Origin of the sequence: Sphingomonas sp. BAUL-RG-20F-R05-02, from assembly GCF_022662305.1 — a bacterium.
In the GTDB taxonomy this organism is placed as follows: Bacteria; Pseudomonadota; Alphaproteobacteria; order Sphingomonadales; family Sphingomonadaceae; genus Sphingomonas.
The window spans coordinates 1-13,968 of record NZ_JAKNQH010000024.1; the positions used below are offsets into that span (position 1 = coordinate 1).

The 13,968-nt window shown below is 55.0% G+C and carries 12 protein-coding genes and 2 pseudogenes; 8 read left to right on the forward strand and 6 right to left on the reverse strand.

Annotated features, from left to right (window positions below):
* Positions 1-780: UDP-glucose dehydrogenase family protein (locus tag L8F97_RS20605; RefSeq protein WP_242154366.1), on the reverse strand; the 780-nt coding region annotated here is incomplete at its 3' end.
* A 295-nt stretch (positions 781-1,075) separates the two neighbouring features.
* Positions 1,076-1,597 carry a hypothetical protein gene (locus tag L8F97_RS20610; protein ID WP_242154368.1) on the reverse strand — a complete coding sequence of 174 codons (522 nt, stop codon included), beginning with the start codon at positions 1,595-1,597 and terminating at the stop codon, positions 1,076-1,078.
* A gap of 1,298 nt (positions 1,598-2,895) precedes the next feature.
* Between L8F97_RS20610 and L8F97_RS20620 the strand changes: the two genes are divergently transcribed.
* The gene (locus tag L8F97_RS20620; protein WP_242154370.1) at positions 2,896-4,089 is read left to right on the forward strand and encodes a glycoside hydrolase family 5 protein; all 1,194 of its coding nucleotides are present in this window, start codon (positions 2,896-2,898) and stop codon (positions 4,087-4,089) included.
* 325 nt (positions 4,090-4,414) lie between these two features.
* Positions 4,415-4,633, forward strand: coding sequence for a transposase (locus L8F97_RS23045; RefSeq protein WP_409929074.1), 219 nt, complete (start codon positions 4,415-4,417; stop codon positions 4,631-4,633).
* 432 nt (positions 4,634-5,065) lie between these two features.
* Here the strand turns inward: L8F97_RS23045 and L8F97_RS23050 are convergent, their stop codons facing one another.
* On the reverse strand, positions 5,066-5,263 hold the full coding sequence (locus tag L8F97_RS23050) for a transposase (RefSeq protein ID WP_409929076.1): 198 nt from the start codon (positions 5,261-5,263) through the stop codon (positions 5,066-5,068).
* Between the two features lie 709 nt (positions 5,264-5,972).
* On the opposite strand from L8F97_RS23050, the gene L8F97_RS20635 reads away from it, so the two are divergent.
* Positions 5,973-7,187: a sugar transferase gene (locus L8F97_RS20635; protein ID WP_242154372.1), complete on the forward strand. Its 1,215-nt coding sequence runs from the start codon at positions 5,973-5,975 to the stop codon at positions 7,185-7,187.
* Between the two features lie 447 nt (positions 7,188-7,634).
* On the opposite strand, the pseudogene L8F97_RS20640 reads toward L8F97_RS20635, so the two are convergent.
* Positions 7,635-8,036: pseudogene (locus L8F97_RS20640) on the reverse strand (IS5 family transposase); the annotation flags it as partial.
* 1,302 nt (positions 8,037-9,338) lie between these two features.
* Positions 9,339-10,093, reverse strand: a pseudogene (locus L8F97_RS20645) (IS5 family transposase).
* Between the two features lie 596 nt (positions 10,094-10,689).
* Between L8F97_RS20645 and L8F97_RS20650 the strand changes: the two are divergent.
* The 3 genes from L8F97_RS20650 to L8F97_RS20660 all read left to right on the forward strand — a co-directional run bounded on the left by L8F97_RS20650 (position 10,690) and on the right by L8F97_RS20660 (position 12,235).
* Positions 10,690-11,481, forward strand: coding sequence for a WecB/TagA/CpsF family glycosyltransferase (locus tag L8F97_RS20650; RefSeq protein ID WP_242154374.1), 792 nt, complete (start codon positions 10,690-10,692; stop codon positions 11,479-11,481).
* Positions 11,482-11,565: 84 nt separating this feature from the next.
* On the forward strand, positions 11,566-11,904 hold the full coding sequence (locus L8F97_RS20655) for a hypothetical protein (protein WP_242154376.1): 339 nt from the start codon (positions 11,566-11,568) through the stop codon (positions 11,902-11,904).
* On the forward strand, positions 11,885-12,235 hold the full coding sequence (locus L8F97_RS20660; protein WP_242154378.1) for a hypothetical protein: 351 nt from the start codon (positions 11,885-11,887) through the stop codon (positions 12,233-12,235). Before L8F97_RS20655 ends, L8F97_RS20660 begins: the two co-directional genes overlap by 20 nt.
* A gap of 69 nt (positions 12,236-12,304) precedes the next feature.
* Here L8F97_RS20660 and L8F97_RS22730 read toward each other — a convergent pair whose 3' ends face one another.
* A complete protein-coding gene (locus tag L8F97_RS22730; RefSeq protein ID WP_277925112.1) occupies positions 12,305-12,430 on the reverse strand; it encodes a hypothetical protein in 126 nt (41 codons plus the stop codon).
* A gap of 250 nt (positions 12,431-12,680) precedes the next feature.
* Between L8F97_RS22730 and L8F97_RS20665 the strand changes: the two genes are divergently transcribed.
* Positions 12,681-13,286 (forward strand): FxDxF family PEP-CTERM protein, encoded by a 606-nt coding sequence (locus L8F97_RS20665; RefSeq protein WP_242154380.1) that lies wholly within the window; start codon positions 12,681-12,683, stop codon positions 13,284-13,286.
* 281 nt (positions 13,287-13,567) lie between these two features.
* The gene (locus L8F97_RS20670; RefSeq protein ID WP_242154382.1) at positions 13,568-13,903 is read left to right on the forward strand and encodes a transposase; all 336 of its coding nucleotides are present in this window, start codon (positions 13,568-13,570) and stop codon (positions 13,901-13,903) included.
* The last annotated feature ends 65 nt before the right edge of the window (positions 13,904-13,968 follow it).

Consider the following 13,968-nt stretch of genomic DNA (forward strand, 5'->3'; position numbering starts at 1 on the left):
ACCATAGCCCGGCCCGGCGTGGAGGAACTTGGAACCGATGCGGTTGTCGAGGCCGATGCCGCGCGCGACATCCTGCACGTCGGCGCCGACCTTCTCGCACAGATCGGCGATCTCGTTGATGAAGGTGATCTTCACCGCGAGGAAGGCGTTGGCGGCGTATTTGGTCAGTTCGGCGCCGCGCCGGTCCATCTCCACGATCGGCGACTTGTTGATGTAGAGCGGGCGGTACACCTGCCGCATCACCGCCATTGCGCGGGGATCGTCGCCGCCGATCACGATACGGTCGGGCCGCTTGAAATCGTCAATCGCAGCACCTTCGCGCAGGAACTCGGGATTGGAGACGACCGCGAACTCGGCGTCCGGGTTGGCCTCGCGCATGATCCGCTCGACCTCGTCGCCGGTGCCGACCGGCACGGTCGACTTGTCGACAATGACGGTGAAGCCGGTGATCGCCTGCGCGATCTCGGCGGCGGCGGCATAGACGTAGGACAGATCGGCATGGCCGTCGCCACGCCGGGACGGCGTGCCGACCGCGATGAACACCGCATCCGCGCCGGCTACGCCCGCCTTGATATCGGTGGTGAACGCCAGCCGCCCGGCGGCGACGTTGCTCGACACGAGATGGTCAAGGCCGGGCTCGAAGATCGGGATCTTGCCCGCCTTCAGCGCTTCGATCTTGCGTTCGTCCTTGTCGACGCACGTCACGTCATGTCCGAAGTCCGCGAAGCATGCTCCGGATACCAAGCCCACATAGCCTGATCCGATCATTGTGACTTTCATGTGAATGCCTTTTGATAAATCTTGCTACCACCGTTACATATCATCGGGGTGGCGCGGTTTAGCCAATTCAAACGTGCGAGCATTTTACTCTCATGCAGTTGTTCTAAAATGTCAGTATCGATCAGTTTAGAACAGTGCCATATCTATTTTGACTAGCAGCCCGTTTGTTTTGTGGATGTGGGCCGAGTCCACCGGATAGCAACGATAGCTCTGTTCAGCCAAAAGCGACGTTAGTTGAAGTGCGGCGGTATCTCATGGCAGCACCCACACCAACGAAGCCCGCAATCATCATGGCCTAGGTCGCAATCTCAGTCACCGAAGGCGTGAACGCGATGCTACCGCCGCGCGAACCGTTGCCACGCGAGATACCACTCACAAAAATCGAGTTCGCACCAGCTGAAAGCGAAACGCCAGTGACGGGGGCGATCTTGACAATTCCGTTCAAGATTTTGCTAATTAAAGCGGTAGCGCCGTTGACCAGAACCGACGTGAAATCGAGATTAGTTACGCCTTTGAAGCTGCCGACCACCAATGTCACGACAACACCGCCGACGCCCTTTGCTGGGAGCACGAAGTTGAACGTATCAGTGAAGCTACTCGTCTTTGCGACTGTATCGCCCAAGTAGCCGTAATCGACCCGCCATAGGATGGGGTGGTGCCCAAAGGTGTCATGGTGAAGCTGGCTGTCAGAGCGGTCTTGGTGGTGCCAGTGATGAGGCAGTTGCTCGGGATGCAAGTAACGCTGGCGTTGGCCGCAGGCGCCGCGAGAACCAATCCGGAGAGCCCTGCCATCATCAAAACGATTTTCCGCACACACATATCCTTGCTAGCTTAGCAATATAGCCGAGTGGTCACCAACCAGCCATCCGGCCGCCTGTTAGTGCTTTGTTAAAAGACAGTCCATGAGTTCCATCTCATGCGAGTTGGCAAAAGGAAGGCATCCGCCGAGGTAGAGACGGCAGTGCATGTATTTGATATTATTCCTTTAAATAAGGTTTGACGACGGCACCTTTGATGCGATGCAGCATTATTGTCCTAAGGTGGGAAAGCTTACACGCGCTCATCGCACCCAAAATTACAGCGGCGTAATGTGATATGGCGCAGGAGCTAAGCTCAATTTTGCCGATCAAGTAGCGACCTCGTCGCTCCACCGCACGGATTGCCTCAAGGCCGACCAAGCTTTTACACCACGATCGAAACTAAGAACGGAGGCAGTCCGGTGTCCAGCTCCGAAACCTCCGCGCGGTTACGCCAAGGCTGGCTGAACCTCGAGTACCCGGCACATGGGCCGGATCGACCGACGATCGGCGTGGTTGCGGATGGATTGACGCTCATCTCGGCGCCTCCACGAAGATGCCGACCGCCTTTTTACACGTCGCGCCCTAGGCGTACGGTCCAGCTCATGCTTCAATCGCGTAATCTCCGATGCCGTGGTCCGCTGTTCACGGCAGCGGCGGCATACCTGGTGCTGAAGCCGCTCGCGATCGTGCACTCCCGCCGCCATCCGCCGTTCGCCAGGTCCGCAATAGCAAAATGCCCACGTCGGGCGCCACCCGCATCGCTGGCCGGCCGCTGCTCTCCAGCAAAGCAACTGCCTCTCGCTCGATCTCGGGAGAAATTTCCCCCCTCGTCTTCGCCACTGCATACCTCATACCCGCTCAGGCTTAGCAAGGCGTCCTCTGAAATGAAGGATCATCAGACGGGTTTCGCGCCACGTTGGCAGAGCGCAAGATCACTGCTCGCATGCTTTCAAAACCACCGAAAACGCCGATCCATATGACGCAGCGCTCTACCGTCCGCGCCACAAGCTTGAGAGCATGTTCGGCAGGCTCAAGGATTGGCGGCGCAAACACGCGCGCGACGATCGCCCCGCGCCTACCTTCATGTCCGCCATCTGCATCGCTGCAACCGTCATATACCGGCTGAAGCGATGAGACCTGGCTCTAGCGATACTGGCTTGCCTAGCTGAGAGCACTTTCAAATGTGCGCCGCAACTATACTAACTGGAATCTTACCGTTCTATTCACCCTAATCGTTACAAATAACTTTAAAGCGAGGTGATAAAGATTTTTTAGGTCAAGACAGACCAAAACTCCCGAGCGAAAGCCAGCTGTCGTGAAGATCACCGGACATCTTACATCAACCAGCTTTGTTGCGATTGGTATTGTTACAGCGGCACTTGCTGCAGTAGCAGCGACGACCAGCAGCCCGACAACCCAGATTACTTCTACGTCTACCCCAGTCATGGTAGTGTCAGCTCCAGCAGCGTCTTTTGCCACTAGCACCACCGCAACTGGAACCATGAGCTCTGCTGCTTCTAGCACAAAACCGAGCGTACCAACGGCTACTATGCCAAACGTTGCACCCACTCGAGGTCCGATTGCCGGTGTAAATTTGTCTGGGGGTGAATTTGGCACCGTCCCTGGCAAGATTTTCTTTCAATATGTTTATCCGACTAACGCGGAAATCGACTATTTCTATGCAAATGGGTTTCGACTTCTGCGTATCCCGTTTCGATGGGAACGCTTGCAGCCTAACCTGTATGGCCCACTTTCCGCTACTGATCGCGCTGCGCTGAAGGCCGCCACGAATTATGCCACCTCAAAGGGCATGACTGTAGTGCTTGATATGCATGATTTTGCAGCACGGAGAGCCACGCCTGATGCAAATGTTTCGACGTTGGTTGGAGCGAATGGCATCTCTGAAAAGGCCTTGGCTAACGCCTGGACGCAAATCGCTAGTGATTACAAGGATAATCCTAAGGTTTGGCTCGGACTCATGAATGAACCAAGTCATATAGACACGGCTGTCTGGTGGGAGGTGGTACAGAGCCTAGTTAACGATCTTCGTACTCAGCATATTACCAACAAGTTTATGGTTCCTGGCGCTAGTTGGACAGGTGCGTGGTCGTGGATTAGTTCCGGTAACGCCGGCTTTGCAGAAAGGTTCACTGATCCTAACAATAACTTCGCCTTTGAGGTGCATCAATACCTTGATAAGGACTCCAGTGGAACGAATGCGGCTTGCGTCGCAGGCGCTGCTAACCGCATTGACGCAGTTATAAGCTGGGCCAAAACAAAGAAGGTGCAACTATTTTTTGGCGAGATGGCGGGCAGTGGAGATAACCAGTGTCAGATAGAGTATCCCGCTATGCTGAAAAAGCTCAATGCCGATAATATAGTGATAGGCTGGACCGCATGGGGTGGTGGAAAGTGGTGGAATGCTTCTTATCCTTTCCGATTGGCTCCCGTTAGTGGCTCTTCGCCGACCCCCCACATGACATTACTGCTCAGCAATATGCAGCATTGAAAGCCCGTCTCGGATCTCGTGCGTAACGAGCCAAGCGCCTGATGAGCATCATAGCTGAGGCGCCGTAGAGGAGCCGGCTGCGGATTGGATGCTCCGCTCGAAGTCTTTGGTCAGCCGCCGATTGCGATCGACCCAGGCAAATGGTTTGCTCAACCACCCATCGGCTCGGGCGATCGACAAAACTGGCCTGATCCGCGAACTGCCGGGCGATCTCGATGCCGACTGATGTCGCCATGGCAACACGGGAGCCGGCAGAAGCGCTATTGGCATGCGCAAGCCGCACAAAGGAATACCAAGCCACAGGACCTCTTGAGCAACGATCGCGGTGCTGGACAAGGAGATTGCGCGCCCTGCCCGCGAGGATGAGGTCGCCCGACAACTGATGACGATCTCTGGTATTGGCCCGATAACCGCGACGGCCAATGCGGCCATTGCACCGCCGGCCGAAACATGCGCAAAAGGCTGTGATTTCGCCGCGTGGCTCGGGCTGGTGTCGAAACAGGCATCGACCGCCGGCAAGCAGAAGCTGGGGCCAGCACTTTGATGGGTGAGCGAACGCGCAGGCGGCTGCTCATCATCGGCGCCAGCGCGGTTGCCTACAGGTGAGCAAGCGTGGGGTGCCGGCCGGGTCATGGCTTGAGGGCGTGGTGGCTAGGAAGCCGCGCATGCGGGTGACGGTGGCACTCGCCAACAAGGTGGCGCGCACGATCTGGGCTTGCTGGTCAAACAAGAGGACGACAGAGCTCTGGTTGCAGCCGCAAAGTAAGCAGAGGCGGGCCAGAGGCGTTGGAAGGGAGCCGTCGGTCGGAGGAGGGCATGGTACAACAGTTGGCGAGACGGCATCAGAAGAACCATTGCTCTGCACCGTGCCACGAGCACGCTCTTGGTGAGGTGGTTCCAGTCCGCGAACTTCCCTACGGGCCAGCAGCTCACCGCTGCATCACAGGCCGGGCAGATGGCATCATCCGGGTATGTGTCAGAACCTCCAGATACCGCTTGCAACCGAAGGGGCGTCCACCGACGAAAAGCGGTCCGGCAAAAACCGCCATGGGCAGCCTGCTCGCAGGACGGAGAAGATTGCGTCGAGAACCTCGCGCCAATTCAGGCCGACGCCTTCCTCAATCCCTCGCTTTGGCACCAGCGGAGCGATGATCGCCCACTCAGAAGCGGTCAGATCGCTTCTATAGCTTAGACGTCGTGGCTATGCTGTACGGGCGATCGAGTTTCACATGATGTCTTTCGAGGTGGTATCGCAAACCCATCGGAGTCACGTCAAGGCCCGATAATCCAGCATTACGGGTCCGTTTTGACAAGTTGTAAAATATTGAAACTTAACTGACTTCAAGTGTCATATCGGCAATTAACATTGCTATGTATACGCATGTCATGCGTATAACCCAGAACGATCGAGAAAAAGCAAAGAATTGATATTCGTATGCATTTTATATTTTAGAGTGCTAAACTGATAATGCAATTTTAGCAATTTAGTTATATAATGGAGTTTGTTTTTGTAATTTAGTTTAACAAGTAGGTTGTCGCGAATTTACTTCGATATAAATTTTTGTCCTACCCCTTAAAATTCCAAAAGTTGCCTCGCATTTTTGCTTTTCCGCGTATAGTGACGTTCCCTTGGTAAACCACCAGCTCTACCGAAAGCTCGAAATGAAGTTAGTCTCGCTGGCATCGCGTACTAGTATGCGTAAAAATTCCGATGCGCTGATTGGCGTTTGTAGCCCGTGCTGAAATTGAGTAAACAGTCATGGCGTCCGCGCGCGTCAGCATTGCGGATTCGTGCTTTTACCACGCTTGTTATGCTAGACTTTTTGTGCATCGCAGGGGGTTTTCTAAGCGCCGCTTTAATACACGGAAATTTTGGCGCAAATATGAGCTGGCTGGTGCTGCTGGCCGTGCTGCTTCCGGTGTACCTCGTCACTGCACTCAATGCTCACGCCTATACGGCAGTGAATCTGCAGGACCCATTAGGTGCCATCGCTAAAGGCATCCAAGCATTAGTTGTAACTATCAGCGCGGTGATCTTCGTCGCCTTCTGCGTGCGTGCTGCCGAAGGCTTTCCACGCGTGCTGGTAACGGTTGGATCAACACTTGCAGTTCTGACAATGACTGCATCACGTTACCTCTTCGTCAAGCACATGGGATCAATCATCGGTGGCAATCCTTTCAGCGTGATTTTAATCTGCGAGAGTGGCCAGCCTGTGCCGCCAGGAAATTTCTCTGTGGTAATTTCGCCGGAGTCATTCTTCGATCCCGATCAACACGATCCAGTTATGTACGACCGTCTTGCCAAGTCATTAGAAAGTGCCGACCGTGTCATTGTCGCCTGCGCCGCGGAGCGCCGCATGGCTTGGGCCAATGCGTTAAAAGGCGCTAACATACAAAGTGAGATCGTCGCGCCTGAACTGAGTATGCTCGCTCCCTTAAACATCGGCCACCACGCTAGTATGCCGACGATTGTAATTGCTAACGGCCCGCTTGGCTTATTCGATCGCTTTATTAAACGCGGGTTTGACTTCTCTCTTGCCCTATGCGCGCTTATTTTGCTGATGCCAATCCTTACTGTAGTCGCCATATTGGTGAAGCTCGACAGCCCCGGACCGGTGTTCTTCAAGCAAGTTCGCATCGGTCGCGGCAACCAGATGTTTAAGATGCTTAAGTTCCGCAGTATGCGTGTACTCGAGTCCGATCATGCCGGAGATCGCTCCGCCTCACGCAATGACGATCGCGTTACCCGTGTAGGTAAATTTATTCGCCGTACCAGCATGGATGAGCTACCGCAGCTTGTGAATGTTTTAAGGGGAGACATGAGCATCGTGGGTCCTAGACCTCACGCGCTAGGCTCGCGTGCGGCTGACAAGCTATTTTGGGAAGTCGATACTCGGTATTGGCACCGCCATGCCACCAAGCCAGGGCTGACCGGGCTGGCGCAAATTCGTGGTTACCGCGGTGCGACCGCTTTTGAATCGGATCTGCGCAATCGGCTGCAGGCTGATCTCGAATATCTCGACAATTGGTCTATCTGGCGAGATTTGCTGATCATCGCGATGACATTCCGCGTTCTGCTTCACCGCAATGCTTTTTAGGCCCCAAGCTTCCCGAGTGCTTCATCCGGACCACGGGGGCGTAATGTTTAATCGCCGGCCTGCACACGATTTCTGAAAGTTCCTGTTCTTTCCATCCACGTCTCGTCCATGGCAAATCTCTACTAGTGTGCCGCGTGGAGCGTCGTCATACTTAATTGATGGCGTGTCTCGACAACAGCTTGCAATAGCCAGCATCACGAAGCTCGGCTAACGTTTGCTTGGTGATCAAGACGTGGAATTCATCTCACAATCATCGCAACGTCGATCAGCCGTCAGCCTCCCCCTCCCCCTTTTTTTCTATAAGGGACTAGCCAGATCTGGAGTGCGTACAAGAGCGTCGCGCTGCTCATCGCTCGCCAGCGGCTCAGAGCTTGGTGCCTCGCCGTCAATAAACGTGCCTGTGGCCGTTTGTTGAACCGCACCATTTAATCTAGAGTCCAGACTCGTTCACAGCCAGAAAGCGATGGCGGTGGCGAGCGCCACGGCTGAGAGAAAGTTAGCGGCGAGCTTGTCGTAGCGCGTGTGTACGCGGCGGAAATCCTTCAAGCGGCAGAAGGCGTTCTCGATGAGATGCCGGCTGCGGTATCGGTCCTTGTCGTAGCGGATGACGCGCTTGCGGTTACGCCGGCCGGGGATCACCGGGACCTCGCCGGCATCGCGAGCGAGGCGGCGTAGCCGGTCAGCATCGTAGCCCTTGTCGCCAAGCAGGTAGCGCATGCGGCCTGCGTGTTCGAGGAGCGCGGGCGCGGCCTTCATGTCGCTGACGTTGCCCAATATCAGCATCAGCGCATAGGGACGGCCGATGACGTGGGTGAGCGCGTGGACCTTGGTCGTCCAGCCGCCGCGCTCCTGGCTGGTTCTTGGGCAGGTGCGGCTCGATCGCAGCCCACGCCTCGTCCGACAACCAGAACAGCGCCACCCCGCACCCCTGTGACCCACGCCCGCACTGAATCCGGAAAGCCGCTCCGCCTCAACCCACTAATTGGGTTTGAGCCCTAGGACGATCTAGAAACATACGCTGTCAAACGCAGGTTAGCTTCGCTTCCGCTACCCCTTCACAAATAGCCGTCAACGCCGGAAGTCGTCAAACCGCCGGCCATCCTTGCTCGTCTGCACGATGCGACGCAGCCCATTACCGGCAAGTGCGAAATGTGCCTGGATTAACGGCCAGTGCAAACTTCCTGAGACTAGAGAATGTTAATCAGATCGCCACGCTTTGCGGATCCTTGGCGTGGGTGAGGGTTGCGCACATTTGTCGTTGTTATGATTATTACAACTTTGGGGTTCCATAACCGGTTCGCCTTAGCAGAAATAGCATTATTGACGAAACAAGGTTATTGAAACAATAACTATTTGCTATTACTTTCTTTTAACCCCCATAAAATAGCAGTTTAATGCAATACATACCGGGAAAAGAAATGTTTAACCATTCTGAAAGGGACTTCTCTGCTGCGCGCGAGGTTTCATTTAGCGAAATTGACACGGGGTTCGATTTGGAGAATGCCTTGTTTGTCACAAGCCCGCGTTCAGACAGTCCAAAATTTATCGTCGGCTTTGCGATCGCGTTGCCGATAAGCCTCCTGATGTGGGCAGCTATTATCGCAGCATGTTATCGAGCGTTTTAAAAGTGATCTGATCTGATCCCGGATGGCGGCGGGGATGGATTACAATCCAATTAGGCGCATTTTTTCGCGTAAGCACTCCACCCTGGAACCAGACCGCATACTCGAACGATCACCTCGAGCAGCGTATCCGAGGCTAAATGGCAAATTTCCCTCTGTCGAGGCAAGCTTTATCGTGCCGGCGACTGTCAAATCACTTTTGCCGACCCAAGCCTTGCACCGCACGGCAGTTGCTCACCTTCTGGATTTGCTGGTCCACACTTTGCAATTTAAAAACAGCATGCGGATGGTGAACTTTCGACTACGCAACGTGCTGCTTGGGATCGGGTAGCGTGGCATTCTCCTGAGACTACGAACGTCGCCTCACCCAAGGCTGTCAACCCGAGGACTCATCGTGGCTGATGTTGCCGCAGTGGGGAGTGGCAGCCCTATATTGCGGCTCTCAAGATCTGCGTTAGATCCAGCGCCATAGAAGGACTTAAGCCGTTCGCGGCATCAGATCGCTTGATGATCTTAGGGCGTCGGCTCATTACGCTTTGCACCAAAGCCGCACGGAGACGAGTTCGACGGCGGCAGGATAGATGTCGGCGCGCTTGTCGAAGCCCGTGGCGATGCATCAAAACACCTTAATATCATTGAAGAATCGCTCGACGAGGTCCGCTGCCGGTAAAGCCATGGGGAGAGGCGAAGCACTCTTTGCGATCGGAGTGGTTGGGGATGTTCGCCCAGCATTTCCTTTCTGCGGCCATCTCGCGGATGGCGTTGCTGCTATGGCCTTTGTCTCCGAGCGAGGTCGCGCCGACGGGCATGGCCTCCGTCAAAGCCTCAGCCTCACATGCGTTGTGGACCTGCCCGCCAGGCAGCCGCAAGGCGACGGGGCGACCGTCAGCGTCCATCACGGTGTGGATCTTGCTCGGGAGGCCGCCGCGGGAACGCCCCATGCCATGATCGCCGGCTCCTCCTTCTTCCCGGTCGCACCATGCTGGTGGACACGGACGCAAGTGGAACCGATTTTCAGGACATCCTCTCGAAAGCGCGGAAACTGCGGCCAGAAGCCGGTCTCAGACGCCGGCCTTCCGCCAGCGAACGAAACGATTGTAGCAAGTCGTCGACGGTCCATAGCGGGCACTTCAGACCAAGGGGGGGACGTGTTTGGAAACGCCAGAGGATCCCGCTAAGTACTCGTCGATTATCGACCTGGGACACGCCACGCGGGTTGTTCGGCAGCCGAAGCTCAGTGATCGACCACTCCTGATCCGTCAGTTCATAGCGCCGCCGCGTAATTTAGCCCCCTTGAAATGGGAGAACCTCAATTACGCCATACCTAGAATTTCAATAGGCTTTTTGAGTTCGCGCCCTACCAGTCCAATTGCCATGGCAGACTATTGCATCGCACAGTCCCTGCCTACAGCGCCATTGCCCTATGAGTATCTGCTGCATGCACAAATGAAGTTCAGAGGGATATATATTGGTGAGGGTGTTACGCTTGCGACTTTAGATCTTATTGAACACCTCATAGCCGCGAACACACTGAAGTCTGGGCTTCATTAGCAACTGGCCATTGATGATACCGGGTGCTGGTCTAAGCTTCGCACATACCAGTGGTACAGCGCCGCGCCGCGCTTTGCCGGTGGAATGAGCGTTGTGACAATCCATTCCGGTCGTCATATCGCTGGAATACCGCGATTGTTCCCGGCTATGCTAACACCGAACTTCTTTAGAACATGCCATGGCATTCCATCTCTCGCGACGCCGCCCAATCACATCAACGAGCATTTACAAATAGCCCGTCAAATGGCGTTATAATGCAACAGACTTGTAGTTATCCAAGTTGGATAAACCCGTCGCCGCAGAATTTTACTAATGAAAGTTAATGGATTATGGATGCTATCGCAGAGCACAAAATACAATATCGAAGAATAGGCAGCATTGATATCGCTGTTTTAGCGAAGAATGAAGCAATATCCATTGCTGTTAAAGCAGTAAGGTCCAGACAACCATATATAATATGCTTTGCTAATGCACATACAGTTAACACAGCTAAACACAACAAAAATTTTCTATCTGCAATAAACCACGCTTTAATTTTAAATGATGGAATAGGAATAGAAATAGCCAGTAAATGGCTATACGGTCAACCCTTTCCTGACAACCTCAATGGTACAGATTTTACGCCGGAGTTATTGGACCACCTTCCCAGCGGGACGCGCGTATTTCTTATTGGCAGCCCGCCTGGTGTTGCTGAGCGCGCCGCTCAAGCCATAGCATTACAGCATCGCCATATTGAAATCGTTGGCACACAAGATGGCTTTTTTGCAGATGAAGATGAAGCACGCCTTTTAACCCGAGTCAAAGCATCGGCGGCAGACCTCGTACTGGTAGCCATGGGCCATCCTCGACAAGAAATATGGGCGGCGCAAAATGTTGATCGTCTTGGTGTAACGGTGATGTGCGTTGGCGCACTACTTGATTTCTATGCTGGCACGGCGCAGCGCGCACCGTTATGGCTACGGCGACTACGCGTCGAGTGGGCCTTTCGTCTCTTCCGCGAGCCGCGGCGCTTGGCCCGGCGATACATAATTGGCAACGCAACTTTCTTGGCGCATGTCCGCACAACGAAGCGTCACGAGGGTGCGAGGCGAACGGGCCACCCTTCAAACCACGTTGAATAAAATTGGTTGCGACCTGTCCGGGTCCGATTACGTCCAAATTGCTGTAAGGCGTCTGATTTTGCCAACTGTGCGTCTGGGGAGCGAATGGCTGAACTAACAGCAGAGATCGTCACCTTTTGCAGCTGGGCAAGCCTAACATCCCTAGCATGGTCCAGCAAAAAATCTTCATTTCGCCTGCGTAAGGTGCGGCGCATGTGGCAGGTAAGGTTGTTCCAACTTTCGGAGCAGCTGAAGCGGTTGTCAGATTGCGGCGATCTGTTCGAGACGATGAACAGGAGCGTCGACTTCGAGGCGTTCCGCTCGAAGATGGAAGAGGCGCTGGCTCACGACGGTGTAAGCGGCGGTTGGCTGGCCTACGATTTGGTGGAGATGCTCAAGGAGCTAATCCTGGCGGCGCAGAACAGTGAACAACGCGCGCACTAAAGGCACCAATGCGCGCTGGACGCTGACGTTCGCTAAAGGCCAACCGCGGCTTGCGGGCAAACCAGGGGTCGCCATCGTCAACCCGAGCGTCGGGTGCAAAAGCAGTCTCGCGGTCTGCCGGCGGTACGGCTCCGTCCGTCGCGGTATGGTCATCAGTGCCGCCTGCTTTGACGGACGCATGCTGCGCGACGTGGTGATCAACGACGATCAGGCTTCAGATGTTTGGGCGGGTTCGCTCAAGGCTTCGACGGCCCGAAGCGCCCTTGCAAAGCGGCGAAGGATGACATCGCGTATCGCAGCCGATCCAACGACGCGTGGCTTAGCTCAGTAGGTCGGCGCATTCATCGCAAAACGCCCGGGAGCAAGCCCGTTCCGGTACGCACCGCGCGGACCGACGCTGTCAAATTTCTTCTACGCCCGAACCGAACACCTGTTCGCGCGGCAGAACGACTTGTTGACGCTGTTCATCCGCAAGATCGGCCTCGCTGACATCTTCTACATTATCTCGACCACATTGATCTTCCACGAACGACGAGCGGTCATGGCTTAGTTGCGACTTGCAGGCCCTTTCCGGCCATGTAGCTAAAAACGGGGGCGACAGACGGCAGGAAGTCGCATCACGCTCTCGTCACCCTAGATTGTTTAACAAGCCTAAGCAGGCACGTGGCGCTTAGCAAATGCAGCATAGACTGATGTCTGTAGACGTGTTAACCAAAGAATGGCTCGTATTTTCGGGCCGATGGCGAATCATCGCCTAGCTGCCAAAGGGAATATGTATGCGGAAATCTATCTTTGTAATTGCCGGTATCGCCGCTTCGGTAATGGGCGCTCCTGCGGCTTACGCGAACGTGACGTGTGAGCCAGGCTACTGTGTTGATGATAGCACCAACGCTCTTGCGCCGAAGGCTAGCTTTAACGTTTCGCCGGATGCGGCCGCGACCGATCCCAGCTATCGCGGCTCGATTTCGGCGAACATTGGCAACACGATCAGCTCGGTTGGCGCGTTTACCGACACCTTCAACTTCCAGCTTTTCCAGGATGGCGTGGGCGGCGGTACGGTGACGACCGTTGCATCGTTGTTCCACAACGCTACCGATCTTGATTTTACCTCGGTCCTGATCAACGGCGTAGCCGCCGCGATCACTCGGGATGCGCAGGGTATCGTCGAGACCGTCTCCGCCTCGGGTGTTACGCTGCTTGCGGGTGTGAATTCCATCGTGGTGAATGGCAATTCGCGCGGCAATGGTTCGTACGGCGGCAGCATTAGCTTCACGCCTTCGGTTCCTGAGACCGCGACTTGGGGCATGATGATCCTCGGCTTCGTCGGCATGGGCGCTGCAATGCGTTACCGCCGCAAATCGACGAAGGTTGCCTTCGCTTAAGCGAGCCAACTTGGCTAAATTTGGAAGGGGCCGCCAAGTGATTGGCGGCCCTTTCTAAGTGGTAAAACGTTATCTCTGACGACAGTCGGGCAAATTCAAAATACTACCTTCTTAGGGCCGCTCTGGTAGCTCGAAGCGCCAGCTGAAATCGTTGTTGATTTCTGTTTGTCAGTTTAGACTGACGGACGTCCCACGATCGCGATGGACGAGAGTTGGCGGATCGATCTGGAGCGATAGCTTGAGCCGTTTTTTGGCGGGGTTGTCACATCTAGCGGTGTAAGATGTGCCTGCAGTACATCGCCGGTCTGATTAGTCCTGGCGACCGCAAGAGCGTGCAGCTGATGACCGCCTGGGGTGAAGAAGCCGGATACGACGAGCTTCATCATTTCCAAAGCAGCGGGGATACGGGACAGCGCTCCGCTCGAAGCTGTGCTGCTAAAGGAAGCCGACCGCTGGTTGGTGGCACCGGTGCTCTGCTCGTCATCGATGACACGGTGATGCCGAAGAAGGGTCGACACTCCGTCGGCGTGGTGCGGCAATATATATTTTCGCTCGGCAAGAACGCGAAATTTAAATCAATGATTGGTCGCGCTTGGCATCACGTGAAGTGCCGATGATGATTGGCCTTTGCTTGTTCCCGCCCTAAAAAAAGCCGGACCAGCGATATCCGAGGCGCATAGGT